The organism is Kribbella sp. (assembly GCF_035655035.1).
In the GTDB taxonomy this organism is placed as follows: Bacteria; Actinomycetota; Actinomycetes; order Propionibacteriales; family Kribbellaceae; genus Kribbella.
The window spans coordinates 1-25,066 of sequence record NZ_DASRVN010000017.1; the positions used below are offsets into that span (position 1 = coordinate 1).

Annotated in this window: 26 protein-coding genes; 14 read left to right on the forward strand and 12 right to left on the reverse strand. The window is 69.9% G+C overall.

Annotated elements, in window-relative coordinates; translation table 11 throughout:
• Nucleotides 1-569 precede the first annotated feature (569 nt).
• Complete coding sequence (locus tag VFF46_RS01170) at nt 570-1,046, forward strand: hypothetical protein (protein ID WP_325035080.1); 477 nt, start codon at nt 570-572, stop codon at nt 1,044-1,046.
• 415 nt (nt 1,047-1,461) lie between these two features.
• On the opposite strand, the gene VFF46_RS01175 is transcribed toward VFF46_RS01170, so the two are convergent.
• From VFF46_RS01175 to VFF46_RS01185, 3 genes are read right to left on the reverse strand one after another with little or no spacing between them, the layout of a single operon-like run.
• Entirely contained in the window at nt 1,462-3,234 is a 1,773-nt protein-coding gene (locus VFF46_RS01175) for an NAD+ synthase (protein ID WP_325035081.1), read from the reverse strand.
• A gap of 52 nt (nt 3,235-3,286) precedes the next feature.
• The gene (locus VFF46_RS01180) at nt 3,287-3,808 is read right to left on the reverse strand and encodes an ATP-binding protein (RefSeq protein ID WP_325035082.1); all 522 of its coding nucleotides are present in this window, start codon (nt 3,806-3,808) and stop codon (nt 3,287-3,289) included.
• Nucleotides 3,805-4,440 (reverse strand): GNAT family N-acetyltransferase, encoded by a 636-nt coding sequence (locus VFF46_RS01185; RefSeq protein ID WP_325035083.1) that lies wholly within the window; start codon nt 4,438-4,440, stop codon nt 3,805-3,807. The genes VFF46_RS01180 and VFF46_RS01185 overlap by 4 nt, the downstream gene beginning before the upstream one ends.
• Before the next feature lie 86 nt (nt 4,441-4,526).
• Here VFF46_RS01185 and VFF46_RS01190 point away from each other — a divergent pair, with 86 nt between their 5' ends.
• Nucleotides 4,527-5,660, forward strand: coding sequence for a DUF418 domain-containing protein (locus tag VFF46_RS01190; RefSeq protein ID WP_325035084.1), 1,134 nt, complete (start codon nt 4,527-4,529; stop codon nt 5,658-5,660).
• On the opposite strand, the gene VFF46_RS01195 is transcribed toward VFF46_RS01190, so the two are convergent.
• From VFF46_RS01195 to VFF46_RS01205, 3 genes are all read right to left on the reverse strand, one after another.
• Nucleotides 5,641-6,288, reverse strand: a complete 648-nt coding sequence (locus tag VFF46_RS01195; protein ID WP_325035085.1) for a dihydrofolate reductase family protein — start codon at nt 6,286-6,288, stop codon at nt 5,641-5,643. The two genes, VFF46_RS01190 and VFF46_RS01195, sit on opposite strands and share 20 nt — an antisense overlap.
• Before the next feature lie 63 nt (nt 6,289-6,351).
• The gene (locus tag VFF46_RS01200) at nt 6,352-7,017 is read right to left on the reverse strand and encodes a peptidoglycan recognition family protein (protein ID WP_325035086.1); all 666 of its coding nucleotides are present in this window, start codon (nt 7,015-7,017) and stop codon (nt 6,352-6,354) included.
• 47 nt (nt 7,018-7,064) lie between these two features.
• Nucleotides 7,065-7,472, reverse strand: coding sequence for a hypothetical protein (locus tag VFF46_RS01205; RefSeq protein ID WP_325035087.1), 408 nt, complete (start codon nt 7,470-7,472; stop codon nt 7,065-7,067).
• A gap of 115 nt (nt 7,473-7,587) precedes the next feature.
• On the opposite strand from VFF46_RS01205, the gene glnA reads away from it, so the two are divergent.
• Entirely contained in the window at nt 7,588-8,928 is a 1,341-nt protein-coding gene (glnA, locus tag VFF46_RS01210; protein ID WP_325035088.1) for a type I glutamate--ammonia ligase, read from the forward strand.
• Here the strand turns inward: glnA and VFF46_RS01215 are convergent, their stop codons facing one another.
• Both VFF46_RS01215 and VFF46_RS01220 read right to left on the reverse strand, forming a co-directional pair.
• Complete coding sequence (locus VFF46_RS01215) at nt 8,929-9,216, reverse strand: YiaA/YiaB family inner membrane protein (protein WP_325035089.1); 288 nt, start codon at nt 9,214-9,216, stop codon at nt 8,929-8,931.
• A 43-nt stretch (nt 9,217-9,259) separates the two neighbouring features.
• The gene (locus VFF46_RS01220) at nt 9,260-9,775 is read right to left on the reverse strand and encodes a hypothetical protein (RefSeq protein WP_325035090.1); all 516 of its coding nucleotides are present in this window, start codon (nt 9,773-9,775) and stop codon (nt 9,260-9,262) included.
• 201 nt (nt 9,776-9,976) lie between these two features.
• On the opposite strand from VFF46_RS01220, the gene VFF46_RS01225 reads away from it, so the two are divergent.
• The 4 genes from VFF46_RS01225 to trmB all read left to right on the forward strand — a co-directional run bounded on the left by VFF46_RS01225 (nt 9,977) and on the right by trmB (nt 14,512).
• Nucleotides 9,977-12,898 carry a bifunctional [glutamine synthetase] adenylyltransferase/[glutamine synthetase]-adenylyl-L-tyrosine phosphorylase gene (locus VFF46_RS01225; RefSeq protein ID WP_325035103.1) on the forward strand — a complete coding sequence of 974 codons (2,922 nt, stop codon included), beginning with the start codon at nt 9,977-9,979 and terminating at the stop codon, nt 12,896-12,898.
• A 146-nt stretch (nt 12,899-13,044) separates the two neighbouring features.
• Entirely contained in the window at nt 13,045-13,359 is a 315-nt protein-coding gene (locus VFF46_RS01230) for an ArsR/SmtB family transcription factor (protein WP_325035091.1), read from the forward strand.
• Nucleotides 13,356-13,787 carry an SRPBCC family protein gene (locus VFF46_RS01235; RefSeq protein ID WP_325035092.1) on the forward strand — a complete coding sequence of 144 codons (432 nt, stop codon included), beginning with the start codon at nt 13,356-13,358 and terminating at the stop codon, nt 13,785-13,787. The genes VFF46_RS01230 and VFF46_RS01235 overlap by 4 nt, the downstream gene beginning before the upstream one ends.
• 20 nt (nt 13,788-13,807) lie before the next feature.
• On the forward strand, nt 13,808-14,512 hold the full coding sequence (gene trmB, locus VFF46_RS01240; RefSeq protein WP_325035093.1) for a tRNA (guanosine(46)-N7)-methyltransferase TrmB: 705 nt from the start codon (nt 13,808-13,810) through the stop codon (nt 14,510-14,512).
• Here the strand turns inward: trmB and VFF46_RS01245 are convergent.
• Nucleotides 14,490-17,075 (reverse strand): family 78 glycoside hydrolase catalytic domain, encoded by a 2,586-nt coding sequence (locus tag VFF46_RS01245; RefSeq protein ID WP_325035094.1) that lies wholly within the window; start codon nt 17,073-17,075, stop codon nt 14,490-14,492. The two genes, trmB and VFF46_RS01245, sit on opposite strands and share 23 nt — an antisense overlap.
• Before the next feature lie 124 nt (nt 17,076-17,199).
• Here VFF46_RS01245 and VFF46_RS40570 point away from each other — a divergent pair, with 124 nt between their 5' ends.
• Genes VFF46_RS40570 through VFF46_RS01265 form a run of 5 tightly spaced genes read left to right on the forward strand, consistent with a single transcriptional unit; the run spans nt 17,200 to nt 20,469 of the window.
• A complete protein-coding gene (locus VFF46_RS40570; protein ID WP_414673026.1) occupies nt 17,200-17,286 on the forward strand; it encodes a putative leader peptide in 87 nt (28 codons plus the stop codon).
• 54 nt (nt 17,287-17,340) lie between these two features.
• On the forward strand, nt 17,341-18,411 hold the full coding sequence (locus tag VFF46_RS01250) for an ABC transporter substrate-binding protein (RefSeq protein ID WP_325035095.1): 1,071 nt from the start codon (nt 17,341-17,343) through the stop codon (nt 18,409-18,411).
• A 12-nt stretch (nt 18,412-18,423) separates the two neighbouring features.
• Entirely contained in the window at nt 18,424-19,197 is a 774-nt protein-coding gene (locus VFF46_RS01255) for an ABC transporter ATP-binding protein (RefSeq protein WP_325035096.1), read from the forward strand.
• Nucleotides 19,184-20,062, forward strand: coding sequence for an ABC transporter permease (locus VFF46_RS01260; protein WP_325035097.1), 879 nt, complete (start codon nt 19,184-19,186; stop codon nt 20,060-20,062). The genes VFF46_RS01255 and VFF46_RS01260 overlap by 14 nt, the downstream gene beginning before the upstream one ends.
• Before the next feature lie 38 nt (nt 20,063-20,100).
• On the forward strand, nt 20,101-20,469 hold the full coding sequence (locus VFF46_RS01265) for a PLD nuclease N-terminal domain-containing protein (protein ID WP_325035098.1): 369 nt from the start codon (nt 20,101-20,103) through the stop codon (nt 20,467-20,469).
• Between the two features lie 30 nt (nt 20,470-20,499).
• Here the strand turns inward: VFF46_RS01265 and VFF46_RS01270 are convergent, their stop codons facing one another.
• The 3 genes from VFF46_RS01270 to VFF46_RS01280 form a co-directional block, all read right to left on the reverse strand.
• A complete protein-coding gene (locus tag VFF46_RS01270; protein ID WP_134097793.1) occupies nt 20,500-20,793 on the reverse strand; it encodes a WhiB family transcriptional regulator in 294 nt (97 codons plus the stop codon).
• A gap of 262 nt (nt 20,794-21,055) precedes the next feature.
• Nucleotides 21,056-21,598: a histidine phosphatase family protein gene (locus VFF46_RS01275; protein ID WP_325035099.1), complete on the reverse strand. Its 543-nt coding sequence runs from the start codon at nt 21,596-21,598 to the stop codon at nt 21,056-21,058.
• Nucleotides 21,599-21,636: 38 nt separating this feature from the next.
• Nucleotides 21,637-21,924: a hypothetical protein gene (locus VFF46_RS01280; protein ID WP_325035100.1), complete on the reverse strand. Its 288-nt coding sequence runs from the start codon at nt 21,922-21,924 to the stop codon at nt 21,637-21,639.
• Between the two features lie 380 nt (nt 21,925-22,304).
• Here VFF46_RS01280 and VFF46_RS01285 point away from each other — a divergent pair, with 380 nt between their 5' ends.
• Together VFF46_RS01285 and VFF46_RS01290 are read left to right on the forward strand one after the other, a co-directional pair.
• On the forward strand, nt 22,305-23,384 hold the full coding sequence (locus VFF46_RS01285; RefSeq protein ID WP_325035101.1) for a 3-deoxy-7-phosphoheptulonate synthase: 1,080 nt from the start codon (nt 22,305-22,307) through the stop codon (nt 23,382-23,384).
• An 89-nt stretch (nt 23,385-23,473) separates the two neighbouring features.
• On the forward strand, nt 23,474-25,066 hold a 1,593-nt coding region (locus tag VFF46_RS01290; RefSeq protein WP_325035102.1), incomplete at its 3' end, for a phosphocholine-specific phospholipase C.

A 25,066-nucleotide genomic window follows, 5' to 3' on the forward strand; every position in this document is an offset into this window, starting at 1 on the left:
GTGTTGGGGTTGGTGGGGTGGTGCGGGGGGCCCAGGGGCTGGGTGGGGAGGACTGGCCCCAGATGGGTTCTGGGCCGGGGCCTGGTTCGTGGCGGCGTTGGGGTTCGGTGTTGTCCTGGGGGCGGGGAGCCGGAGGTTGCAGGCGCTGGGGAGGCCGCGGTGGTTGGTGCGGCGGCAGACCGTTGCTGCTCAGACCGTTGCTCGACCCATTGCCCGAGCCGTTGCTCAGCCCATTACCCGAGCCGTCGCTCAGCCCGTTGCTCAACCCATAGGCCGAGCTGTTGCTCGACCCATTACCCGAACCGTCGCTCAGCCCATTGCCCGACCCATAGCCCGAGCCGTTGCTCAGCCCATTGCCCGACCCATAGCCTAACCCATGGCCCGAGCCGTTGCCTGACCCATGGCCCGAGCCGTTGCTCAGCCCGTTGCCTGACCCATGGCCGGACCCGTCGCTCAGCCCATTGCCTGACCCGTAGCCCGAGCCGTTGCCTGACCCATGGCCCGAGCCGTTGTTCAGTCCATTGCCCGACTCATAGCCTGATCCGTTGCTCAACCCATAGCCCGGCACGTTGCCCGTCCCACTGGCCAACCCGTTGCCCGACACGTTGCTCGACCCTGTGGTCGATCCGTTGCTCAACCCGTTGCCCGAGCCAGTGCCCGGCCCGTTGCTTGTCCCAGTGGCCAACCCGTTGCCCGTCCCACTGGACGAGCTGTTGCCGGTCCCACTGGACGACCCGTTGCCGGTCCCATTGGACGAGCCGCTGCCGGTCCCATTGGACGAGCCGCTGCCGGGCCTGCTGGACGAGTTGTTGCCGGGCCCGCTGGTGGGCGGGTTGGTTGGAGCGCTGCTTGACCCGTTGGCGGAACCGTTGCTGTTGACGGCGTTGTTCTGGGGTGGGAACGGGCTTGGGGCGGGGCTGGTCCAGTTGCTGTTGGCGGGAGGGGGTGGTGTGGTGTTGCTGGAACCCGGACCGAACGGGCTCGGCCGGCCTTGGGCGGGCGGCTGTGGGCGGAACGGATTCTGTTCCTCGCGTGGCGCCTCGTAGTACGGCGGCTGACCGGGCGGCGGTGGCGCGGTCGGGAGGTACGGCGGTTTCGGGACGTAGGGCTGTTGCGGCACCGGGCCGCGTTCGTACGTCCGGGGTGCGTTCGGTAGCGACGGCGACGGGTTGAGGGCGGGACCGCGGTCCCGCCAACTGTCGTTGTCGTAGTCCGAGCGGCGGTTGTCGTCGGCTGCCTGGTTCTTCGGTCCGGTCCCGTACGGCGATCCGTCGTCGTCGCCTGGGGTACCGGCCGACAGGTAGTTGTCAACCATGCCGTCATCGTCCCATCGTCGCGGAGGGTAAGCGCCACCGCCTGTGGGTGAGCTCACCTCGCCGGACAGGCCGGAGCGGCCGGAGCCGGGCTCCTCCTCGGAGCCCCACGCGGATTCTTGGGATGGGCGGTACCGCCAGGAGTCGCTCAGTGCTCGGCTGCCTTCCGTGCGTCCTCACGCCATGCATTGGTGATCGGCAACCGGCGGTCCCGTCCGAAGGCCTTGTGCGTGAGCTTCGGGCCCGGTGGGTACTGCCGGCGCTTGTACTCCGCCCTGTCGACGAGCCCGATCACCTTCGTGACCAGCTCGGGGTCGAATCCCGCGGCGACGAGTTCCGCACTGCCGCGGTCCTGCTCGACGTAGTCGTCCAGCATGTCGTCGAGCAGGTCGTATGCCGGTAGCGAGTCGGTGTCCCGCTGACCGGGGCTGAGCTCGGCGGACGGTGGTTTGACGATCGAGTTCTGCGGGATCGGCGGCTGTTGCCCGCGCGCCTTCGCGTCCTCGTTGCGCCATTTCGCCAGTCGCCAGACCAGCGTCTTCGGCAGGTCCTTGAGCGGCGCGTACCCGCCGACGGCGTCGCCGTAGATCGTCGAGTACCCGACGGACAGCTCCGATTTGTTGCCGCAGGCAAGTACCAGGTGGCCGTCGGAGTTCGACAGGCCCATCCAGATCACCGCGCGTACCCGGGCCTGCAGGTTCTCCTCGGCCAGGCCGGTCAGCCCGAGCGTGTCGAGGAACGGCTGCACCATCGGCTGGATCGGGATCACCCGGTAGTTCAGGCCGGTACGGGCGGCGAGCTCGGCGGCGTCGTCCTTGGAGTGGTCGCTGGAGTACACGCTCGGGTTGGAGATCCCGAACACGTGCTCGGCGCCGATCGCGTCGCAGGCGATCGCGGCGACCAGGGAGGAGTCGATGCCGCCGGACAGCCCGAGCAGCACGGACTTGAACCCGTTCTTCTGCACGTAGTCGCGCAGCCCGGTGACGATCGCGCCGTACATCTCGGCCTCGTCGGACAGCCGCGGCGCGATGCTCGGGGTCATCGCGTCGTACGGCGCGAGCTCGCCGGACTGCAGCACGGTGTGCACGATCTCGATGCCCTCGTGGGTACCGGTCGGCGTACCGGAGGCGGCCGGGAGGTCGAGGTCGACGATCATGCTGCCCTGCTCGAACTGCGGGGCGCGGGCGATGATCGTGCCGTCGGCGTCCGCGATCAGCGAGTCGCCGTCGAAGACCAGCTCGTCCTGCCCGCCGACGAGGTTCACGTACGCGAGCGCGCACCCGGCCTCGCGGGCGCGGCGGCGTACCAGGTCACCACGGACGTCGTCCTTGTTGGCCTCGTACGGCGAACTGTTCACGACGAGCAGCAGGCCCGCGCCGGCCTCCCGGGTGACGGCGACCGGGCCGCCGTCCTGCCAGAGGTCCTCGCAGATCACGACCGCGACGTCGATGCCATGGACGCGGACGACCTGCAGCGTGTTGCCGGGGACGAAGTGCCGGAACTCGTCGAAGACGCCGTAGTTCGGGAGGTGGTGCTTGACCGCGCTGGTGATCACCGTGCCCTGGTGGATGACCGCGGCGGAGTTCGTCGGCGAGCCCTTCGGCCTGCCGAGCCGGTCGATGCCCATCGCCGTACCGCTCGCCCGGTCGAGGTACCCGCAGACCACCACGATGTCGCCGAGCCCTTCGTCGGCGAGCCGCTTCGCGAGGGACTTGATCCGGGCCTGCGACGCGTCCACGAACGAGGCCCGCAGCGCCAGGTCCTCGACCGGATAGCCGGTCAGCCCGAGCTCGGGAAAGGCGACCACGTGCGCACCCTGCTCGACCGCGTTCCGGGTCCACGCGACGATCTTGTCGGTGTTCCCGTCGATGTCACCGACGGTCACATCGATCTGAGCAAGAGCAACCCGAAGCTGAGGCACGGGAGCACATTACTGGGTCGAGGGCCCCGACCCCACGCCTGTCACCAACCTCTTACGTACGCCGAATGTAGTCCCGCACCACCTCGAGGTTCGCGCCCACCGAATTCACCGCATCCACAACTACCCCCTCCCACCCCAACCGCGGGTATTCACTCCGCATCCGCACCACGTGATCCCACCCGACTTCGTGCCATCCTGGAATGCCACGCTGCCGCCCTTCGAGTCGTTCCCGGTGCAGGTCTTCAGCGCTGCAAACACATTCGACGATCCGCAACCGGCCGTCGTACTCCGCGGCCAATTTCTCCCACCGGTCCGCGATTTCCGCGTTCACCAGGCAATCCACGATCGCCGATTGCCCGAGCATCAGTTGCCGCCGCAGCAATGTGCTGAGCAGGTCGTAATACATGGCGAGGAACGCCGGCCGGTCGAGGCCGGTGAGGACGCCGTGCGGGGCGAGGGCTCCGAGCAACCAGTCGCCGGCGAAGGCCGGGACTCCGGTTTCTTTCGCGAGCGCTTCGGCGAGGGTCGACTTTCCGGTGCCGGGCAGTCCGGTGAACGCGATGAGTTGCTTCACGGTGCGGCCGTTCGGGCGACGAGGAGGGGAGTGAGGGTGGTCCAGCCGAGGGAGGTGTAGAGGGGGCGGCCTTGGGGGGAGGCGGAGAGGTGGGCCGTGGTGGTGTTGCGGGCGACGGCGGTGGTGACGAGGGTGCTCATCACCGCGCGGGCGAGGCCGCGGCGGCGGTGGGCGGGGTCGGTCTGGATCATGTCGGCGACGGCCCCGGTGTGCAGGACCGCCATCCGGCCGCTGGCCGCGAGTTCGCCGTACCCGTAGATCTGTACGTCGATCACCGACCGGCCGCCGGTCACCTCGACCGCGTACGGCGCGGGCACCGGGTGGAGTGCCTGCTCCGGAAGCGAGATCTTCATCAGCCACTCGGTGCGGACGTACTCGAGCGGCAGGAGTTCACGAGCGACCCGCCCCGGTTCGGCGGTCGCGATCACCAGCCACGACGTACCGGGCGGGTTGGAGTCGGTCAGCGCGAGATGCGCGGCGGCGGCCGCGTCCCGTTCGGTCGCGACGTACTCGACCCGGCACTGCGGTTCGCCGACCCGCACCACCGTCACGTCGTCGACGCGTTGCGCGGCGTTCCATCCGCGGGCGGCCGACCACCCGCGCTGCCAACGCGCCAGGTCTTCGTCGTGCATGCGATCCATCGAACAACGACGAAGGTTCACCGGGCCGGGACTTTCGTCGGATGTGACACCGCGACCGCACCGATTGACTGGTCACCATGAGGACCCAGGGCGGCCCGACCGGACTGAGCGAACGGGCGCTCGGCCCGGACCTCGCCCGCGGTTTCATGCTGCTGTTCATCGCGCTGGCGAACTCGCACTACTTCCTCTCCGGCGCTGCGTACTTCGGCGGCTTCCCGACACCAGGCGGACCGCTCGACCGGATCCTCGGCACCGCGATCGCGACCTTCGTCGACGGCCGCGCGTTCCCGATGTTCGGCGTCCTCTTCGGGTACGGCGTGGCGCAGATCGCCCGCCGGCAACGCGAGTCGGGCACGGACTGGTGGGGGATCCGCGAACTGCTCTGGCGCCGCAGCCTGGTCCTGGTCGTGCTCGGTTTCGCGCACGCGATGCTGCTCTATATCGGCGACATCCTCGCGGCGTACGGCGTCCTGCTGTTCTTCGGCGTCTGGGCGCTGCGCTGGAAGGACCGGTGGCTGTTCGCGGTCGCGGCGTTCGTCCTGATCCTGACCGCCCTCCCGAGCAATGACGCGCTGCCCACCGACGGACCCGACCCGTCGATGTTGCCGGCGAGCTTCCTGGATCAGCTCGCCGAGCGGATCACGGTCCAGCCGTTCGTCGCCGGCCTCGGCTGGATCGGGTTCGTCGTGCCGTTCCTGATCGGCCTGTGGGCCGGCCGCCGGCGCATCCTCGAACGCCCGGCCCAACACCTCACCCTGCTCCGGACGACGGCCCTGCTCGGTCTCACGATCGCGGTCGCGGGCGCGCTGCCGATGTCGCTCGTCGTCGGCGGCGTACTGGCGCGGCCGAGCGACCACGCCCTGACCGTCCTCGGTCCGTTGCACGACGCAACCGGTGTCTTCGGCGGACTCGGGTACGCCGCTCTGATCGTCCTGATCGCGCACCGGGTCGGCGACGGCCCGATCACCCGGGCGATCGCCGCCGTCGGGCAACGATCGCTGACCTGCTACCTGGCGCAGTCGGTGGTCTGGGCCGTCGTGTTCACGCCGTACCTGCTGGATCTGTCGGGCACGCTGACCACGAGCACGACAGCGCTGCTCGCGGTCGCGACCTGGTCCGCGACCGTACTGCTCGCCGGCTGGATGCGCCGTGCGCGCTACCGCGGACCGTTCGAACTCCTGATTCGCCGGATCACTTACCGGACCGCGTGAAGCTCAGATGCGTGACACCGCTCGGTGAGCTCACGGCCTCGATGTCGAAGCTCTGCTCGAGCCCTTCCTGGTCGTCCCACACCCGGACCCCGCGACCGAGCACGATCGGCACCACGGCCAGGTGCATGTAGTCGACCAGCCCCGCGGCCAGGAACTCGCGAATCACCGAAGCCCCACCACCGAGCCGGATGTCCGCGTCACCGGCCGCCGCCCGGGCCTGCGCCAGTACGTCGGCAGGCGCCGCGTCGACGAAGTGGAACGTCGTACCGCCCTCCATCGGGATCGACGGCCGCGGGCGATGGGTGAGGACGAAGACCGGGCTGTGGTACGGCGGGTTCGGCCCCCACCATCCTTTCCAGTCGGCGTCGTCCTGCCAGCCGGGCGGGCCGAACTTGTTGGCGCCCATGATCTCCGCGCCGATCCCGCGCTCGTGCTGCTCGGCGAACGCGTTGTCGACACCCTGCGTGCCACCGGGCAGGCCGTCCATCGACCGGAAGTACTTGGTACCGACGTACCACTCGTGCAGGCGTTCGCCGGCGTGACCGAAGGGCGTCTCCCTGGACTGGCCCTCACCGGTGCCGAACCCGTCCAGGGAGATCGAGAAGTTGTGAACCCGGACCTGTGACATGTGAGTGCTCCTCCTGATAGGTGCTTTCACCCAACGGTCGGAGCACCCACTGTCACTTTGACATCAGCCGAGCAGAACCGCAGCCACCCGGTCCCGCAGCTCCGGCAGCCGGGCGTAGAACACGTCGCCCGGGCACTGGGTCGTGTTGTAGTCGCGGTGCCCGACGATCGCCGCATGCGGGTCCAGTCCGTACTTCGTGCACAACCAGGCGCACGTCAGTACCGACATGTCGAACAACGCGGTCGTCACGTTCTCGGTGACGTAGATGCCTTCGTGCTCGATGCCGATCGTGTGGCTGTTGTTGTTCGCGGTCTGGGCGCCGAGCACGTTCTGCCCGTTGTTGATCGCGGACAACGACTGGCTGCGGCCCTCCATCAGGAACCCGCCGCGGCTGATCGTGAGCTGGTTGCCGATGTCGATCCAGCCGTTGGTGTCCATGTGCAGGTCCTGGATCCAGTGCTGGACCTTGTACGCCGCGGCCAGCGAGTAGTCGGTGACGTTCGCGCTCGCGGTGTGGTGGATGACGATGTGATCGGGTTTCGCGATCACCTGGGTGGGCGACTTGGGCGGGCGCGCCGACCATTCGGTGCGCGTGTAGCAGCGCGGCGCGGGGGCCGCGTGCGCTGCCGTCGGCAGGGTGAGTCCGCCGAGCAGTACGCCGCCGGCCGAAGCGCCGAGCAGGGTACGCCGGGTGACCCGGGCAAGTTGGATATTTTCTGGGGCGGTCATGTATAGGAAAATTCCCTACGCGCAGGCGCTCCAAACCGAAACGGCGTTCAGGCCGCGAGGCCCGAGAGGCCGAAGACCAGCCCGAACACGGCCGGCAGGCCGAGCAGCAGGCCGGCGCGCAGCGTGAACCGGCGCCCGCCGGGGCCCGGGGTGCGGACGACCCGGGACAGCACGGCACCGGCGTACCCGAAGACCAGGGCGGCGAGCAGGATCTGCCGGGTCGGCAGGCCGGCCTCGTCCTGATGGGTGAGCCCGAGCGTCAGCAGGCCCGGGAAGCAGAACGCCACCATGCCGAACCCGAGCTCCGGGACCGGCAACCAGCGGCGGCCGAGGACGTCCCGCTCGGCCGGTCGTTTCCGGCGCAGCGACTGGACGAACCGCGCGGTGCTGACGATCAGGTCGCTCAGGCAGAGGATCGCCGCGACGATCAGCGCGAAGTGGAAGATCGGCTGCACAAAGGGACACGCTAGGCCCTGGGAGGGGTTCTGTCCGGCCGGGCACGTAACGTCTGCTTAACAAGAGCGGGGCACACTGTGAGAGACCCCGATCGAGCTCGGAGAGGTGGGCCTGATGGACAAGCAGCAGGAGTTCGTGCTGCGCGCGCTGGAGGAGCGCGACGTGCGCTTCGTGCGGCTCTGGTTCACCGACGTTCTGGGGTTCCTGAAGTCGGTCGCGGTGGCACCGGCCGAGCTGGAGAGCGCGTTCGCCGAGGGGCTCGGGTTCGACGGGTCGGCGATCGAGGGGTTCGCCCGGGTGACCGAGGCCGACATGCTGGCCAAGCCGGACCCGTCGACGTTCCAGATCCTGCCCTGGCGCGGCGAGACGATGGGCACCGCGCGGATGTTCTGCGACATCAACATGCCGGACGGGTCCGCGTCCTTCGCCGACCCGCGGCACGTGCTGAAGCGGACGCTGTCGAAGGCCGCCGACCTCGGGTTCACGTTCTACACGCACCCGGAGATCGAGTTCTACCTGTTCAAGTCGCTGACCGGAGCGCCCGGGACGACGCCCGAGCCGGTGGACTCCTCGGGGTACTTCGACCACACGCCGCAGGGGATCGGCAACGACTTCCGCCGCGAGGCGATCACGATGCTGGAGTCGATGGGCATCTCGGTCGAGTTCAGCCACCACGAGGGCGGACCGGGCCAGCAGGAGATCGACCTGCGGTACGCCGACGCGCTGTCGACCGCCGACAACATCATGACGTTCCGGGTCGTGGTGAAGGAGGTGGCGCTGTCCCAGGGCATCTATGCGTCGTTCATGCCGAAGCCACTGTCCGAACACCCGGGCTCCGGGATGCACACCCACATGTCGCTGTTCGAGGGCGACCGGAACGCGTTCTTCGAGGGCGGCGCGCAGTACCAGCTCTCCAAGACCGGGCGGGCATTCATCGCCGGGCTGCTGCGCCACGCCGGTGAGATCACCGCGGTCACCAACCAGTGGGTGAACTCGTACAAGCGGCTCGCCGTCGGTGACGAGGCGCCGTCGTTCGTGTCCTGGGGGCACAACAACCGCTCCGCCCTGGTCCGGGTGCCGATGTACAAGCCGCACAAGGGGCAGTCGTCGCGGGTCGAGTTCCGCTCGCTGGACTCGGCGGCGAACCCGTACCTCGCGTTCGCGCTGATGCTCGCCGCCGGCCTGAAGGGGATCGAGGAGGGGTACGAACTGCCCGCGGAGGTCGAGGAGGACATCTGGTCCCTCACCTCCCGCGAGCGCAAGGCCCTCGGCATCAAGCCGCTGCCCGGCAGCCTGGCCGAGGCGATCAGCGCGATGGAGGACAGCGAACTCGTCGCCGAGACCCTCGGCGAGCACGTCTTCGACTTCTTCCTCCGCAACAAGCGCGCCGAGTGGCTCGACTACCGCCGCCAGGTCACCCCGTTCGAGCTCAACAAGCTGCTGCCGGTCCTGTAGTCAGGCGTCGATCTTGAACGGGTCGTGTTCGGTGAGGAGCTTGTCGAGACGGGCCTGGTCGACCCGGCTGCTGACCTCGGACACCTCCTGGCGGTCGCGGACCACCTTGCAGAGCACGACCGTCGACGTGACGACGTACAGCAGGCCGAGGGTGAGGAAGGCCCGCACCCAGGGGGTGGCCGGGAGGTAGACCAGGCCGATCGCCATCGCGGTGAGCGAGATGCCGAACGAGGCGACGGCCTGGGCGTAGAACGCTGCGGTCTGCTGGGGCTGGATCCGTTTCGTCATACGAAGATCGTCGGGGCTGCGGTCTGCCGCCGCATGAGCAGAATCACTCAGTCAGCTGCAGGTCCGACCCGTGCTTCGACGTCCAGCGGGACGAGGCGGTCGAGTGCCGGTACGGCGGCTCGGCGGGCGGCGGCGTCTCCGCGACCACGGCGACGGGCGGCACGGTGGCGACGGGCGGAACGGTGGCAACTGGCGGCGCGGTGGCGGCGACCGGCGTACCGTCGGCGGCCAGTGCGTTGACCTCCTCCACGGTCAGCAGGCCGACCGGGCGGACCCCTTCGGTGATCACCACCATGCAGCCGGGGATCACCTGCTGGGCACGGTTGCCCCTGCCGGGAACGAGAATGCCTTCGGCGGCCGTCCGCCAGGCGCCGGGCGCGAACCGGCGCAGCGCGATCCCGGCCTGCCCGTCCTCCGCGGTCCGCGGCGGCAGATACGCTGTCGCGGTGTAGTCGTAGTCGTAGTCCGGTTCCGGCGGCCCGGACACGCGTCCGCCCTGCTGGGGTGTCAACCAGACCACCGTGCCGCGCACGGCGAGCGACCCCGTCATCATGACCATGGACAGCCATCATGCCGACTACCCAGCGAATCCGCTACACGACACCGTGTATTCCCCGCAATCCAGTTGAGACTTTTCCCGACCGGCGGTTCCGCCCGCCGTGCGGTTGGGTAGCCTGCGGGGGTGGCTGAACCTCGGAGAGGGTCGTGGGAGGGACGCCTGGTCCGGCTCGGGTTCGAGGACCCGCGGCGGGCGGCCGGCATGCTGGAGAACCTCGACGCCCTCGACTCGCACAGCCCGCTGGCGACCGAGCAGTTGATCACCACGCTCTCGGAGTCGGCCGATCCGGACCTCGCGTTGCTGGGTCTCTGCTCGATGGCCGAGGCGCTGCACCGGCACGGCCACGACCTCGGCGCGTTCGCGCGGACGCTGGAGATGGACCCCGACTTCCGCCGCCGGCTCGTCTACGTGCTCGGCGCCAGCGAGGCGCTCGGCCGGCACCTCAGCCTGCATCCGCGGCACTGGTACGACCTCGCCGACCCGGCGCTGACCGGCACCCGCCCGTCGGTGGACGACGTCTCGGCCCGGCTCGCCACCGCGATCGACGCGGACAGCCCGATCGACGCGCTCCGGGTCGAGTACCGGCGGCTGCTGCTCCGGCTGGCCGCCCGCGACCTCGCCGAGGGCCTGCCCGTCGACGAGGTCGCCGCCGTCCTCGCGGACCTGGCCGGCGGCGCGCTGGAGACCGCGCTGCACATCGCCCGGAACGACTACTTCGCCGCGCATCCCGGCGCCGCCGACTGCCGGCTCGCGATCATTGCCATGGGCAAGTGTGGTGGCCGGGAGCTCAACTACGTCAGCGATGTCGACGTACTGTTCGTCGCCGAGCCGCTGGACGACGACCCGGAGGCACCGGCCCTGAAGACCGCGACCCAGCTGGCCGCGGCGGCGATGCGGATCTGCTCGGCGCACACCGGCGAAGGCACGCTCTGGCCGGTCGACGCCGCGCTCCGCCCGGAGGGCAAGTCCGGCCCGCTGGTCCGGACCCTCGACAGCCACCTCGCGTACTACCAGCGCTGGGCGAAGACCTGGGAGTTCCAGGCCCTGCTGAAGGCCCGCCCGGTGGCGGGCGACGCCGAGCTCGGCCGCGAGTACTCCGAGAGGATCGGGCAGCTGGCCTGGTCCGCCGCGGACCGGGAAGGCTTCGTCGATGACGTGCAGGCGATGCGCCGGCGCGTCATCGACCACATCCCGGCCGCGGACGTCGACCGCCAGCTCAAGCTCGGTCCGGGCGGGCTGCGCGACGTCGAGTTCGCCGTACAGCTCCTGCAGCTCGTGCACGGCCGCAGCGACGAGTCGGTCCGCAGCGGTACGACGCTGGTCGCGCTGGAGGCCCTGACCAAAAGCGGGTACGTCGGCCGCACGGACGGCGCGGTGCTCGCGGACGCGTACCGGTTCCTGCGGTCGATGGAGCACCGCATCCAGCTGTACCGGCTGCGCCGTACCCACCAGGTCCCCGACGACGAGGCCGACCTGCGCCGCCTCGGCCGCTCGCTCGGCTTCACGAAGAACCCGGTCACCGAGCTCACCGCCGCGTGGAAGAAGCACGCGCTGGAGGTACGGCGGCTGCATGAGAAGCTGTTCTACCGCCCGCTGCTCGCGGCGGTCGCCCGGATCCCGGGGGACGAGGTACGGCTGACGCCCGAGGCGGCGAAGCAACGCCTCACGGCGCTCGGGTACGTCGATCCCGCGTCCGCCCTGCGGCACATCGAGGCGCTGTCCGAGGGGGTGTCGCGGCGGTCGTCGATCCAGAAGGCTTTGCTGCCCGCGATGCTCGGCTGGTTCGCCGAGTCGCCCGACCCGGACGCGGGCCTGCTGGCGTTCCGGACGATCTCGGACGCGCTCGGCTCCACGCCCTGGTACCTGCGCCAGCTCCGCGACGAAGGCGCGTCCGCCGAGCGGCTCGCGCACCTGCTGGCCAGCGGCCGGTACGCCGTCGACCTGCTGCAGCGCGCACCGGAAGCGACCGCGATGCTCGCCGACGAACGCGAACTGACGCCCCGCACCCCCGACGCGCTGCTGACCGAGATGTCCGCCGCCGCCCGCCGGCAGGACGCACCGGAGGCGGCGGTCGCGGCGATCCGCGCGGTCCGCCGGCGCGAGCTGTTCCGTACCGCTGCCGCCGACCTGTCCGGCCTGCTGGACGTGGAGGCGGTGGCGGACGCGCTGACCAACATCTCGGTGGGCACGCTGACGACCGCGCTCGAGGTCGCCCGCAAGGCCGTCGCGCAGCGTCTGATTCCTGTGGGCGAACCCGAGCCGACCCGGATGGCGATCGTGGCGATGGGACGGTTCGGCGGGCACGAGCTCGGGTACGGCAGCGACGCCGACGTGATGTTCGTGCACGACCCGCTGCCGGGCGCGGACGAGAAGCGGGCCACCGACTTCGCGATCCAGGCGGCGACCGAGCTGCGGCGGATGCTCGCGCTGCCCGGTGCCGATCCGGCGGTCGCGATCGACGCGGACCTCCGCCCGGAAGGCCGGCAGGGCCCGTTGGTCCGGACGCTCGCGTCGTACGCCTCGTACTACGCCCGCTGGTCGGCCGTCTGGGAAGCGCAGGCGCTGCTCCGGGCCGACCCGCTGTGCGGCGATGCCGACCTGTGCACGTCGTTCCGCGAGCTGATCGACCCGCTGCGCTACCCGGAGAACGGCATCAGCGAGCGGGACGTGATGGAGATCCGCCGGATCAAGGCGCGCGTGGACGCCGAACGCCTCCCGCGCGGCGCCGACCCGGCCACCCACACCAAGCTCGGCCGCGGCGGTCTGGCCGACATCGAGTGGACGGTCCAGCTGCTGCAGCTCCGCGAGGCGCACCGCGTGCCGAGTCTCCGGACGACCCGGACGCTCGGCGCGCTCCGGGCGGGTGTCGCGGCGAACCTCGTCGACCCGTCCGAGGCCGACACGTTGAGCGCCGCGTGGGAGATGGCCAGCCGGATCCGGAACGCGATCATGCTGGTCCGCGCCCGTCCCGGCGACTCGCTCCCGCAGGACCCGCGCGATCTGGCCGCGGTCGCCCGGATCTGCGGCTACCCGCCCGGCGAGTCCGGCCGCTTCGCCGACGACTACCTGCGCACCACCCGCCGCGCCCACAACACCGTGGCACACCTCTTCTGGGACGACTGACCCGTACCGAAGAACGGGTAGTACTCCTGCCCCAGCCCCGATTTCCGCACCGCCCCCGCCTGCGCCTGCACGCCGGACCCGACCACTACCCGTTCTTCGGTACGCCGTCCTTGACAGGCAACCTTTTGGTTGCCTATGGTCGGGGTGTGGAGCTGGTGTTCAAGGCGTTGGCCGACGAGGGGCGGCGGGCGTTGCTGGACGCCTTGCGGGAGCGGAACGGGCAGAGCCTGCAGGAGTTGTGCGAGCTGCTGCCCGCCCTGACCCGGCAAGGTGTCACCAAACACCTGCGGATCCTCGAGGACGCGAACCTCGTGGTCACGGTCAAACGCGGCCGGCACAAGCTCCACTACCTGAACCCGGTGCCGATCAACGAGATCGCCGAGCGGTGGCTGAGCAACTACGAGCGCGACAAACTCCGCGCGCTCAGCGCCCTGAAAGCAGCCCTGGAGGAGAACCCATGAGCAAGCCGGCCATGATTCACGTGACCTACATCGAGACCACCCCGGAGAAGCTGTGGGAGGCCCTCACCTCGGGGGCGTTCACCAAGCTGTACTGGTTCGGCCGCCGGATCGAGTCCGAGTGGTCGGTCGGCTCGCCGGTCCGGTTCTACGACAGCGCCGACGACAGCCTCACCGACTCCGGCGAGGTCCTGGTGTACGACGAGCCGAAGATGCTGGCGTACACCTTCAAGAACGAGGTCTCCGACGGCGAGCAGGTGCCGGGCCGGGTCACGTTCACGATCGAGCCGCGCAACGACACGGTGGTCAAGCTCCAGGTCGTGCACGACCAGATCGCCGAGGACACCGTCGAGGGCTGGCGCAACGGCTGGGGCCCGATCCTGGCCAACCTCAAGACCTACCTCGAGACCGGCCGCACCCTGCAGTTCTGAGTTCTCCTAGAATTTGTTTGGTGGGAGCAACGGATCAGGTCAGGCAGGCGGGCGTTTTCAGTACCGTTCGCCGCAGCGTGCGGATGACGGCCGGGCAGCAGCGCGTCTGGGAGTCGCACTGGCCGGAGCTGGGGCGTACTCAGGAGGACCTGCCGCCCGGCGTCGTCGACCTGGCCGGCTGGTTCGGCCGGGAGGCGCCGACGGTGCTGGAGATCGGCTCCGGGATGGGCGAGACGACCGCACAGCTCGCGGTGGCCGCGCCCGAGGTGAACCACCTGGCCGCCGAGGTCTACCCGGCCGGCCTCGGGCAGCTGATGCTCTGGGTGGAGAAGTACGACCTCGACAACGTCCGCCTGCTGCAGGGCGACGCGCTCGACTTCCTGCGCGATCACGTCGCCCCCGGCGCGCTGGCCGGGGTCCGGATCTACTTCCCGGACCCGTGGCCGAAGAAGCGGCACCACAAGCGCCGCCTGGTCACACCGCCGTTCGTCGCGCTGGTCGCGTCCCGCCTGCAGCCCGGCGGAACGTTGCACCTGGCAACGGACTGGGCGGACTACGCCGACCGGATGCTGGAGGTTTGCGCGGCCGAGCCCTCGTTGCGCAACTCCTTCGACGGCTGGGCGCCGCGCCCGGAATGGCGCCCGGTCACCAAGTTCGAGTCCCGCGCCCAGGCCGAGGGCCGCGACGTCCGCGACCTGATCTTCACGAAGCGGACCGACTGGTGAACGACCACTGCCCGGCTCCGACCGTGTAGACGGTGTAACCCTCGCCGTACGACGACGTTCCCGCGAACGACCGCGGCACCGCCTCCACGTCCGCCGCGCGCGCCGACGGGACCTGCACCTCGGCCGTCGTACCGACCGGGACCTGCACGTCCAGGGACAGCACCCGCCCCGTCTTCCGCCACGCGACCGACACCGGGCCGCGGACCGTCTCGGTGCGGATGCTCGCCGAGTCCACCTCGTCGCGGGCGTCCGGCCGGACGACGATCCGCTCGGCGCCGGCGTCGACCACCCGGAGCCCGGCGACGTTCTCGAGGATCCACTGCACGACGGTGCCCTGGAAGTAGTGGTTGCGCGACCGCGAGTCGTCCTCCCACTTCTCCCACATGGTGTCCGCGCCGAGATCGAACCAGTACCCCCAGCTCGGGTAGCTCCGCTGCAGCGCGACCTTCGTCGCCACGTCGCCGTACCCGTGCGCGGTCAGCACCGGCAGCAGGACGCCGACGCCGAGGCACCCGGTGTTGAGGTGGAACCCGCGCGCTTCCACATCGGCGGCGAGGCCCGCTGCCACCCTGTCGACCAGTTCGTCCGGCACGATCCCGAACGCCAGTGGTACGGCGTTCGACGTCTGCCGGTAGTCGGGGTCCTCCGCCGATCGGTAGCGACCGGCTTCGCGGTCCAGGAAGGCCCGGTTCAGCCCGTCCGCGAGTTCCGCCGCGGCCTTCCGGTAGTCGTTGGGTTGGCCAATCACCTCACCGAGCTCGGCGGCCACCACGCACGCCCGGTACAGGTACGCCGTACCGGTCAGCCGCCGGTCCTCCGGTGCCGGTCCGTCGCCGAACCCGGGCGGCAGCCAGTCGCCGAGCACGCTCACGGACAACCCGTCCTCGACCCGGTCCAGCTCCCAGGCGAGGTACCGGGTGAGCGAGTCCCAGTGCTCGCGCAGCAGCCTTTCGTCGCCGTACCAGCGGTACATCTCGCGGAGCAAGAACGGGTACACGGTCGGCCACTCGGTCGCGGGGGAGAGGTCGGTGAAACCCCAGCCGCTGCTCGGTACGATCACCGGCAGCTGCCCGGAGTCCGCCTGGCTGTCGCGGATGTCGCCGAGCCACTTGGTGAAGAACCGCGCCAGGTCGAGTGTCGCGAGCATGGTCGGCGTGCCGACCTGGGCGTCGCCGGTCCAGCCGTTCTTCTCGAAGTACGGCGTGTCGGTCGGGATCCCGTGCAGGTTGCTGAGGATCGTCCGCCGCATCGCGCGCTCGAACTGTTCGTACGGCGCCTGCGACGACTCGAAGCTGGTGACCGACGCGACGTCGGAGTTCACCACCCGCATCTGCACTTGAGCTGGTGCCCCTTCGAGCTGCACGTACCGGAAGCCCTTGTAGGAGAACCGCGACTCCCAGGTCTCGACGCCGGTACCGGCCGCGATGTACTCGTCGCGCTGGATCCGGTCGCCGTCGACGTGCACGTTCCAGGCCGCCACGTTGCCGTCGGCAACCGTCTCGCCGTGCGTCAGGGTGATCGTCGTACCGGCCTCCGCGGTCACCTGCAGCTTGGTCCAGCCGGCCACGGTACGGCCGAAGTCGGCGATCCAGACGCCCGGCCGGACCTCGGTGACCTCGACGGGTTCGACGGTCTCGATCACCCGGATCGGCTCGTGGGCCTGCGCGGTCAGCTTCCCCTTCGGCGCCTCGACGGGCACGGCCGCGGACCAGGATGCGTCGTCGAACCCGGGCGCGTCCCAGCCGGGCAGGGCGCGGCGGGCGTCGTACGTCTCGCCGGTGTAGAGCGAGTCGGAGAGCGTCGGCCCGCCGGTGATCCGCCACGCCTTGTCCGTGACGACCTCGGCCACCCGGCCGTCGTCGTACTCGATCACCAATCGGGCGATCAGCCGCGGGTCGGCGGTCCACGGGGTGTCGTGCCAGCGCCAGACGTTCACCGAGGTCAGCCCGAAGAACCCGCGGCCGAGCTCGGCGCCGACCACGTTGTCACCGGCCTGCAGGAGGTCGGTCACGTCGTGCGTCACGTAGAGGACAGTCCGGTCGTACGCCGTGAAGCCCGGATCGAGGACCGCGTCGCTCACCGTGTGTCCGTTCAGTCGGAGGTCGGCGTACCCGAGCCCGCTCGCGTACAGCCGCGCCCGCCGCACCGTCCCGTCGACCGCGAACCCGCGTCGTAGGAGCGGGGCGCTGTCGGTCGTGCCCCCGATCCACTGGGCGCTCCCGAACCCCTCGTCGAGCAGACCGGTCTCGAACCACGCCGGCTCGGCCCACTCGCCCGGGTCCTGGTCCCACAGCCGGACGGTCCAGTGGTACCGCGTCCGCGCCGCCGTCGGGCCGTCGTACTCGACCCCGAACGTCCGCGCCGACTCGACCTTGCCCGAGTCCCACACGTCCGCGCGCTCCGGCGTCAGCAGTTCCGGCGCGGACGCGACCAGCAGCTGGTACGCCGCCTGCGTCGCGCCGTACCCGGGCGCGTCGGCGATCCAGCTGAAGCGCGGGCGCGGTACGTCGACGCCCAGCGGCCGGACGGCGTACTCGGTCTTGAGAGAGCGGGGGATCAGCACGCTGACGACCGTATGAGCGCCCTCTCCAGGGTTCAACCCTTCTGACCAGATCCGGCATTCGATTTCTCGTCTCACATCGCGAAACCAGAGCAGGTTGCTTGACTTTGTCCGCTTTCATAGACCTATGCAGATCATCGCGAACGCGCCCGGAGACGCCCTCACCCGGCGCCGGCACGTCGATCTGCTGCGCGTGAACTCCGCGGGGTGTTGATCGACGGCGCTGCTCCGGCCCGTACCAATCACCTTCGAGACCAAAGGGTCCCTCGTGCGTATCTCCGCCATTCGCCCGTTCCGCCTGCTCGCCGCCACCCTCGCCCTGACCGTCGCCGCCGCGGGCTGCTCGCGCGCCGGTGGCAGCGACGCCACCCAGTCCGCCTCGAGCGACAAAGGCCCCGCGACCGAGCTCCGGCTCGGCTACTTCCCGAACGTCACGCACGCCGCCGCCCTGGTCGGCCTCGGCAAGGGGCTGTTCACCAAGGAGCTCGGCAGCACCAAGCTGGTGCCGACCAAGTTCAACGCCGGCCCGGAGGCGGTCGGCGCGCTGCTCGGCGGCTCGCTGGACGCGTCGTTCATCGGCTCTGGCCCCGCGATCAACGCGTACGCGAAGTCGAACGGCCAAGCGGTCCGGCTGATCGCCGGTACGACGTCCGGCGGCGCCCAACTGGTCGTGAAGCCGTCCATCACCAAGCCCGCCGACCTGGCCGGCAAGACCGTCGTCACGCCGCAGCTCGGCAACACCCAGGACGTGTCGCTGAAGAAGTGGCTCGCCCAGCAGAACCTCACCGGCAAGGTCAAGGTCACGAACCTCGAGAACGCGCAGACCCTGGACGCGTTCAAGAAGGGCGACGTGGACGCGGCCTGGCTGCCTGAGCCGTGGTCGTCGCGGCTCGTCCTGGACGCGGGCGCCAAGGTACTGCTCGACGAGGCGTCGCTGTGGCCCGGCGGGAAGTTCCCGACCACCGTGCTGATCGTCCGTACGCAGTTCCTTCAGGAGCACCCGGAGACGGTGAAGGCCCTGCTGACCGGACTGGTCGCCGCGATCGACTTCAGTACGGCGAAGGCCGCCGACGCGAAGACCGTGGTGAACGAGCAGCTGAAGGAGGCGACCGGCAAGGCGCTGAAGCCGGCCGTCATCGACCGGGCGTTCGAGCACATCCAGATCACCGCGGACCCGGTCGCGAGCACGTTCCCGCAGCTGGCCAAGGACCAGGTCACCGCGGGCATCGCCAAGCAGGCGCCGGCCGTGGCCGGCTTCGCGGACCTCGGCCCGCTGAACGAAGTACTCGCCAAGGCAGGCAAGCCCGCGGTCGACGCCGCCGGCTTGGACTCGAAGTAGTAGGGGAGACCAATGACCGCCACCCTGGATGCGCCGCCGGACCAGCTGAGCCCGGTGCGGTTCCACCAAGTAGGCAAGGCGTTCGGCACCGGCCGGAAGGCCGTGGTCGCGCTGGACGGGGTCGACCTCGAGGTGCGCGGCGGTGAGTTCGTCTGCCTGCTCGGCGCGTCCGGGTGCGGCAAGTCCACGCTGCTGAACCTGGTCGCCGGCCTCGACCGGCCGACGGCCGGGACGATCGAGCTGAACTCGTCTCGGCCCGCGGTCGTGTTCCAGGAGGCCGCGCTGATGCCGTGGCTGACGGCGGCCGGCAACGTCGAGCTTCCGCTGCGGATGGCCGGCGTACCGAAGGCACAGCGGCGCGCGAAGGCCTCCGAGCTGCTGGAGCTGGTCCGGCTCAAGGGCCTCGGGGACAAGCGTCCGCACGAGCTGTCCGGTGGTATGCGGCAACGAGTCGCGCTCGCCCGCGCCCTGGCCTCCACGACCGACAGCGCCGACGCAGGCAAGCCGTCGTTGTTGTTGATGGACGAGCCGTTCTCCGCGCTGGACGCGATCACGCGGGACGTCCTGCAGGGCGAGCTGCTGCGGATCTGGCGGGCCACGGGTACGGCGATCCTGTTCGTCACGCACGACGTACGGGAGGCCGTGCGGCTCGGGCAACGCGTCGTACTGCTGTCGTCGCGGCCGGGGCGCGTCGTCCGGGAGTGGGATGTGGAGGACACGCCCGAGACGGTGGAGGAGATCAACACCGCGCTGCGGAAGGTGATCAGCAGCCATGCCGTCGCTTGACCTGCGGGAAGAGGGCGCCGTCGAGGCGGGCCTCGACGCGCTCGACACGCCGGTGCACGCGCCGGAGGGGTCCCGGCTGCGGCGGATCGCGGCCCGGGTACTGCCGCCGGTCGGCGCGATCGTGGTGTTCGTGGCGATCTGGCAGGCGTTGTGGGCGGCGGCGTTCTGGCCCGAATTCAAGCTGCCCGCGCCGGCCGCCGTGTGGGGGCAGATCTGGCAGCTGGTGACCAGCGGGCAGATCCTCGAACTGTTCTGGGTCTCGGTGCACCGGGCGGTGATCGGGTTCGCGATCTCGCTGCTGATCGCGGTACCGCTCGGGCTCGCGATCGCCAACCTGCAGGTCGTACGGCGGGGCATCGGGCCGCTCGTGTCCGGGCTGCAGAGCCTGCCGTCGGTGGCGTGGGTACCGGCCGCGATCCTGTGGTTCGGGCTGAACGACCGGGCGATCTACTGGGTCGTCCTGCTCGGCGCGGTGCCGTCGATCGCGAACGGGCTGGTGTCCGGGCTCGACCAGGTGCCGCCGATCCTGCCGCGGGTCGGGAAGGCGCTCGGCGCCGGCCGTTGGGGCGGCATCCGGTACATCCTGCTGCCGGCCGCGCTGCCCGGTTTCCTCGGCGGACTCAAGCAGGGCTGGGCGTTCTCGTGGCGGTCGCTGATGGCGGCCGAGCTGATCGCCACCTCACCGGAACTCGGCGAAGGCCTCGGGCAGTTCCTGCACAACGGCATGTCGCTGTCCGACATCTCGATGGTCTTCGCCGGCATCGTGCTGATCTTCGTGGTCGGCGTCGGCATCGAGCTGCTCGTCTTCCGGCCCCTCGAGAACAGCGTCCTGCGCGCGCGGGGACTCACGGCCGCGGCCCGTTGAGCGCACGCTGAGGCACCACGGGCCGTACTGTTGGACCCGTGGTCCGATTTCTGCCGTTCCTGATCAGCCTGGTCCTGACCGTGTACGCGCTGTTCTCCTGCATCCAGACGCCCGACGAGGACGTCCCGCACCTGCCGAAGCTGGTGTGGATCATCCTGATCGTGTTCGTCCCGTTCGCCGGGCCGATCGTCTGGCTGCTGATGTCGCGTACGCAGGTCAGCCGCCCGGAGGCCGCCGTACGACGGCCCGCGTCGCCGCCGGCCGCGCGGCCGATGGCGCCCGACGACGATCCGGACTTCCTGAAGTCGCTGGACCGGTACCGGGACCCGCGCACCACCGTGCAGCCGCCGGAGCCCGAGGACGAGTCCAAGGACGGCGAGACCGACGCAGAGGACGGTAAGGCCTGATTTCTCAGGCCTTCCTGTCAGCGAACGGAGTTACGCGGACTTCCGGTGCTCGGGGAGCACCGTGTTGTCGCGCTCGGACTCCGTGGTGCCGCCCCAGACGCCGTACGGCTCACCGACCGACAGCGCGTGCTGCCGGCACTCGGGCTGCACCGGGCAGGTGCCGCACAGCGACTTGGCCACCATCTCGCGCGCGCGTTTGCGAACGCCACGCTCCGATTCGGGTGAGAAGAAGAGCTCCGGGTTGACGTCCCGGCAAGCAGCTTGCGACTGCCAGTCCCACAGATCCATGAGCGGGCGGGGCAGGCGAGGCATCCCTCTCGACATGGCAACCTCCTTGACTCACCGTAAGCGCGGACGGGCGCTCGGTGAAAACTATGCTCATCTCTTACGTAGTTCAACCCTTGTTGTCTCGAAGTTCGGGCGCATCGTTATCCCGAAGTGCCCAGGGCGTGCCGTCGCGGCCCGTGATCGGCGGTTTTCAGGCGGAAAGCGTGTTCACGTCATCACCTGATGTGACATAGGTCACTTTATCGGTGCAAAGTCGTCTGCACGTGCAGATGCCCAGGCGCCGTTTCAGGCGGGGTTTTCAGCCTTCGTAGCGGTAGTACTCGTGCGCTCCGTGCGCGAGGTCCTTCGTGCCGGTGAGGGCCCGGATCACGGTCGCGTGCGTCACTACGAGTACCGGCCCGTCGGTGCTGGCGGTGTGCCGGGCGAGGGCGTCCAGCGCGCGTTCGCGGACCCGGGACAGCGGCTCCCAGGGGCGCGGGATCCCCTCCGGCCACTCACCGTCGTACTCCTTGAGCTCGGCCTGCGCCGCGCGGACGTCGGCCGCGCTGCGCCACAGCCCGGTGTGGTCCGGGAGCCAGTCGCGGAGCTCGTGGTCGACCTTGACGCCGAGCGCGAGCCGGTGGCCGATGATCGCGGCGCTCTGCAGCGCCCGGGTGAACGGGGAACTGACCAGGTACGTCGCGCGGATGCCGGACAGCAGGTCCGCGAGCTCCTCGGCCTGCTTCATCCCGACGGCGGTCAGTGGGGCGGAGTCGGCGGCCATCCCCGGCCAGCCGCGGGTATCGATCGGCTCGTAGTCCGGCTCGCCGTGCCGGACCAGGTAGATCTGCGTCACGGGCATGGGCGGTGCCTGCTGTGGATCTGGATCACGGGCAGTTTCTACCTCAGATGTCGGGCCCCTGCCCATCCACGAGGATGGCCGGGCGGCGGCGTGAGCGGATCTGCGGAGTTCGCGGACCGGACCTGGTGCAGCTCCTCGAACAGGTTGCCGGGCGGCCGCGGCGAGTCGATCCACCGGATCTCCGTCGCGCCCTGGTGACCGTGCACGGCCAGGATGGACTCGACGTTCGGCCAGACGGCGGTCGCCGGGTTGTCACCGCGCCAGCGCAGGGCCACCGACCCGTCGGTGAACTCACACCCTTCCGCCACCACGCCCGTCCCGGACACACCACTGGGATCCCGGTACCGAACCAACTCGAAGGTCCGCGGCCTCACCACCTGTCAGCAACTCCCCGAAGTCTCGACCCGTCTTGCAGCAGTCAACGAAGGCGAACGCAGCTGGTTACTACCCACCAACGTTCCGCAGCATGACGTCTCGGTGGGTGGTACGCGTGTTCATGGGTGCTATTGTCGGGGGCGTGAAGCGTAGCTATTGGCGATTTTTTGAGTGGCCGGCCTTGGTGCCGGGCGACTCAGCCGATCGCTGACGCCCACCGCAGACACCAGAGCCGGCACGAAGGCAAGGACATCCGTCCTTGCCTTTTCTCGTATCTCCAGCCGGCTGCCTGCGCTGCAACGCGAGCGGACCGGCGGAAAGGTCCCCCATCATGAACACCCTGCCGAAACCGGGCGAACAGAGCCGCGTCGTCGACCGGCGGATCGAGAAGACCGTCCCGTTGGTCACGCCGCAGGCGCTGCACGACGAGTTCCCGCTCGGTGACGCGCTCGCCGGTACGGTCGCCGACGGCCGCCAGGCGGTGGTCGACGTACTGAACGGCACCGACGACCGCCTGCTGGTCGTCGTCGGCCCGTGTTCGGTGCACGACGCCGACGCGGCCCTCGAGTACGCCGAACGCCTCGCGCCGGTTGCGGAGCGGCTGTCCGACGGCCTGCTGGTCGTGATGCGGGTGTACTTCGAGAAGCCGCGCTCGACGCTCGGCTGGAAGGGCCTGATCAACGACCCGGGGCTGGACGGTTCCGGCGACGTGAACCGCGGCCTGCGGATCGCCCGCAAGCTGCTCGTGCAGGTCACCGAGCTCGGCCTCCCGGTCGGGTGTGAGTTCCTCGACCCGATCACCCCGCAGTACATCGCGGACACCGTGGGCTGGGGCGCGATCGGTGCCCGCACCGTCGAGAGCCAGGTGCACCGGCAGTTGTCGTCCGGGCTGTCGATGCCGATCGGGATGAAGAACCGGCCCGACGGTTCGATCGCCACGGCGGTCGACGCGATCAAGGCGGCCGCCGTACCGCACGTCTTCACCGGCATCGACCACGACGGCGCGCCCGCGATCCTGCACACGCGCGGCAACCCGGACTGCCATCTCGTACTGCGGGGCTCGGACAGCGGGCCGAACTACGACGCGGAGTCGGTCTCCGGCGCCGTCGAACTCCTCCGCAAGGGCGGCCTGCCCGAGCGGGTCGTCGTCGACGCGAGCCACGGCAACAGCCGCAAGGACCACAAGCGCCAACCGGTGGTCGCGGGCGAGATCGGCGCCCAGGTAGCGGCCGGCAACCGGGCGATCGTCGGCGTCATGCTGGAGTCGTTCCTCCAGGAGGGCCGCCAAGACCTCGACCCGACCCGAGACCTGACCTACGGCCAATCAATCACCGACGCCTGCATGGGCTGGGACACCACAGTCGCGACGCTGGAGAACCTGCACCACGCAGCACTCACCCGCCGCGGCTAGTCCGACTGCCTCAAACGACGGACGGTCTGAGGGGGAGTGTTCACTTCGGCGTTTCGCGGAGGATACGGGTTGCACCTAGGGTCCGGGCCATGACTGAGATCTCCCGGCGTCTGGTGCTCGGTTCGGTGGCGGGTGGGGCGGCGGTCTCGCTGCTCCCACCGTCGCTGCACACCGCGATGGCGCAACCTGTCCGGCGTGGTGGGCTGCGCGCGATCGAGCACGTGATCGTGCTGATGCAGGAGAACCGCTCGTTCGACCACTACTTCGGCACGCTGCGCGGCGTCCGCGGGTACGGCGACCACCGGCCGCTGCGGCTGCGGAACGGCCGGAGCATCTTCCAGCAGCCGAAGAGCGGCGGCGGCGAGGTGCTCCCGTTCTCGCTCCGGAAGGCCGCCGCGGACGCGGGCCGGAACCCGGACGACATCCAGTACCTCGGCGCACTCGCGCACGGTTTCGGCGACGCGACCCAGGCCTGGGCCGGCGGCTGGAACGACGACTGGGTCCAGGCGAAGACCGCCGCCTCCATGACGCACTACGAGCGCCGCGACATCCCGCTGCAGTACGAGCTCGCCGACACGTTCACGATCTGCGACGCGTACCACTGCTCGGTCAACGGCTCCACCAACCCGAACCGGAACTACCTGTGGTCCGGCACCGTCGGCTACGAACCCGGTACGACGCAGCGCGCCGTCACGAACGCGGCGTACGACTACGACCACGCCGGCTACGACTGGACGACGTACCCCGAACGGCTGGAGAAGGCCGGCGTGTCCTGGCAGATCTACCAGGAGTGGGACAACTTCACCGACAACGCGGTCGAGTACTTCAAGACCTTCAAGGACGTCGGGCACCGGATCCTCGCCAATGTACCGGGCGGTTACCGGACCACCGAGGAGTTCTACGACAAGCTGTTCGCGAAGAACGACGCCGAGCGGGCCGTCGCGCTGCAGCAGCTCACCGCGGCCGTCGACACGCTGCCGGCCGCGCACCAGAAGCTGTTCCGCAAGGCGATGTACCGCTCCGAGCCGGAGTCGCTGGTGCCGCGGCTGCGCGCCGACATCAAGGCCGGCACGCTGCCGAAGGTGAGCTGGCTGGTCCCGTCGTCGGTCGACTCCGAGCACCCAGGCTCGTCCACCCCGGTCGCCAGCGCGAACCTGATCTACGACGTGCTGGACGCGATCGCCTCCGACCCCGACACCTGGTCGAAGACCGTGCTGTTCGTCAACTTCGACGAGAACGACGGGTACTTCGACCACGTACCGCCGCCGGTCGCGCCGCAGCCCGGCTCCGGTGACGGCGACGACTGGTACGCCGGTAAGCCGATCGGTCTCGGTCCGCGCGTCCCGATGACTGTGGTGTCCCCGTGGACGGTCGGCGGGCACGTGAACTCGCAGGTCTTCGACCACACGTCGGTACTGCGGTTCCTCGAGCAGTGGACCGGCGTCCGCGAGCCGAACATCAGCACCTGGCGCCGGACCGCGTGCGGCGACCTGACGTCGACGTTCGACTTCGACCGCGGCTACCGGCAGCCGTCGATCGACAAGCCCGGCCCGGTCCCGGCCCCGATCGAGCGCTGGCACCCGGCCCCGCCGGCCGACCAGGCGCTCCCGGTCCAGGAGCCCGGCCGCCGTCCGGCCCGCGCACTGCCTTACGGGCCGTCGGTTTCGGGCTCAGTTGCCGAT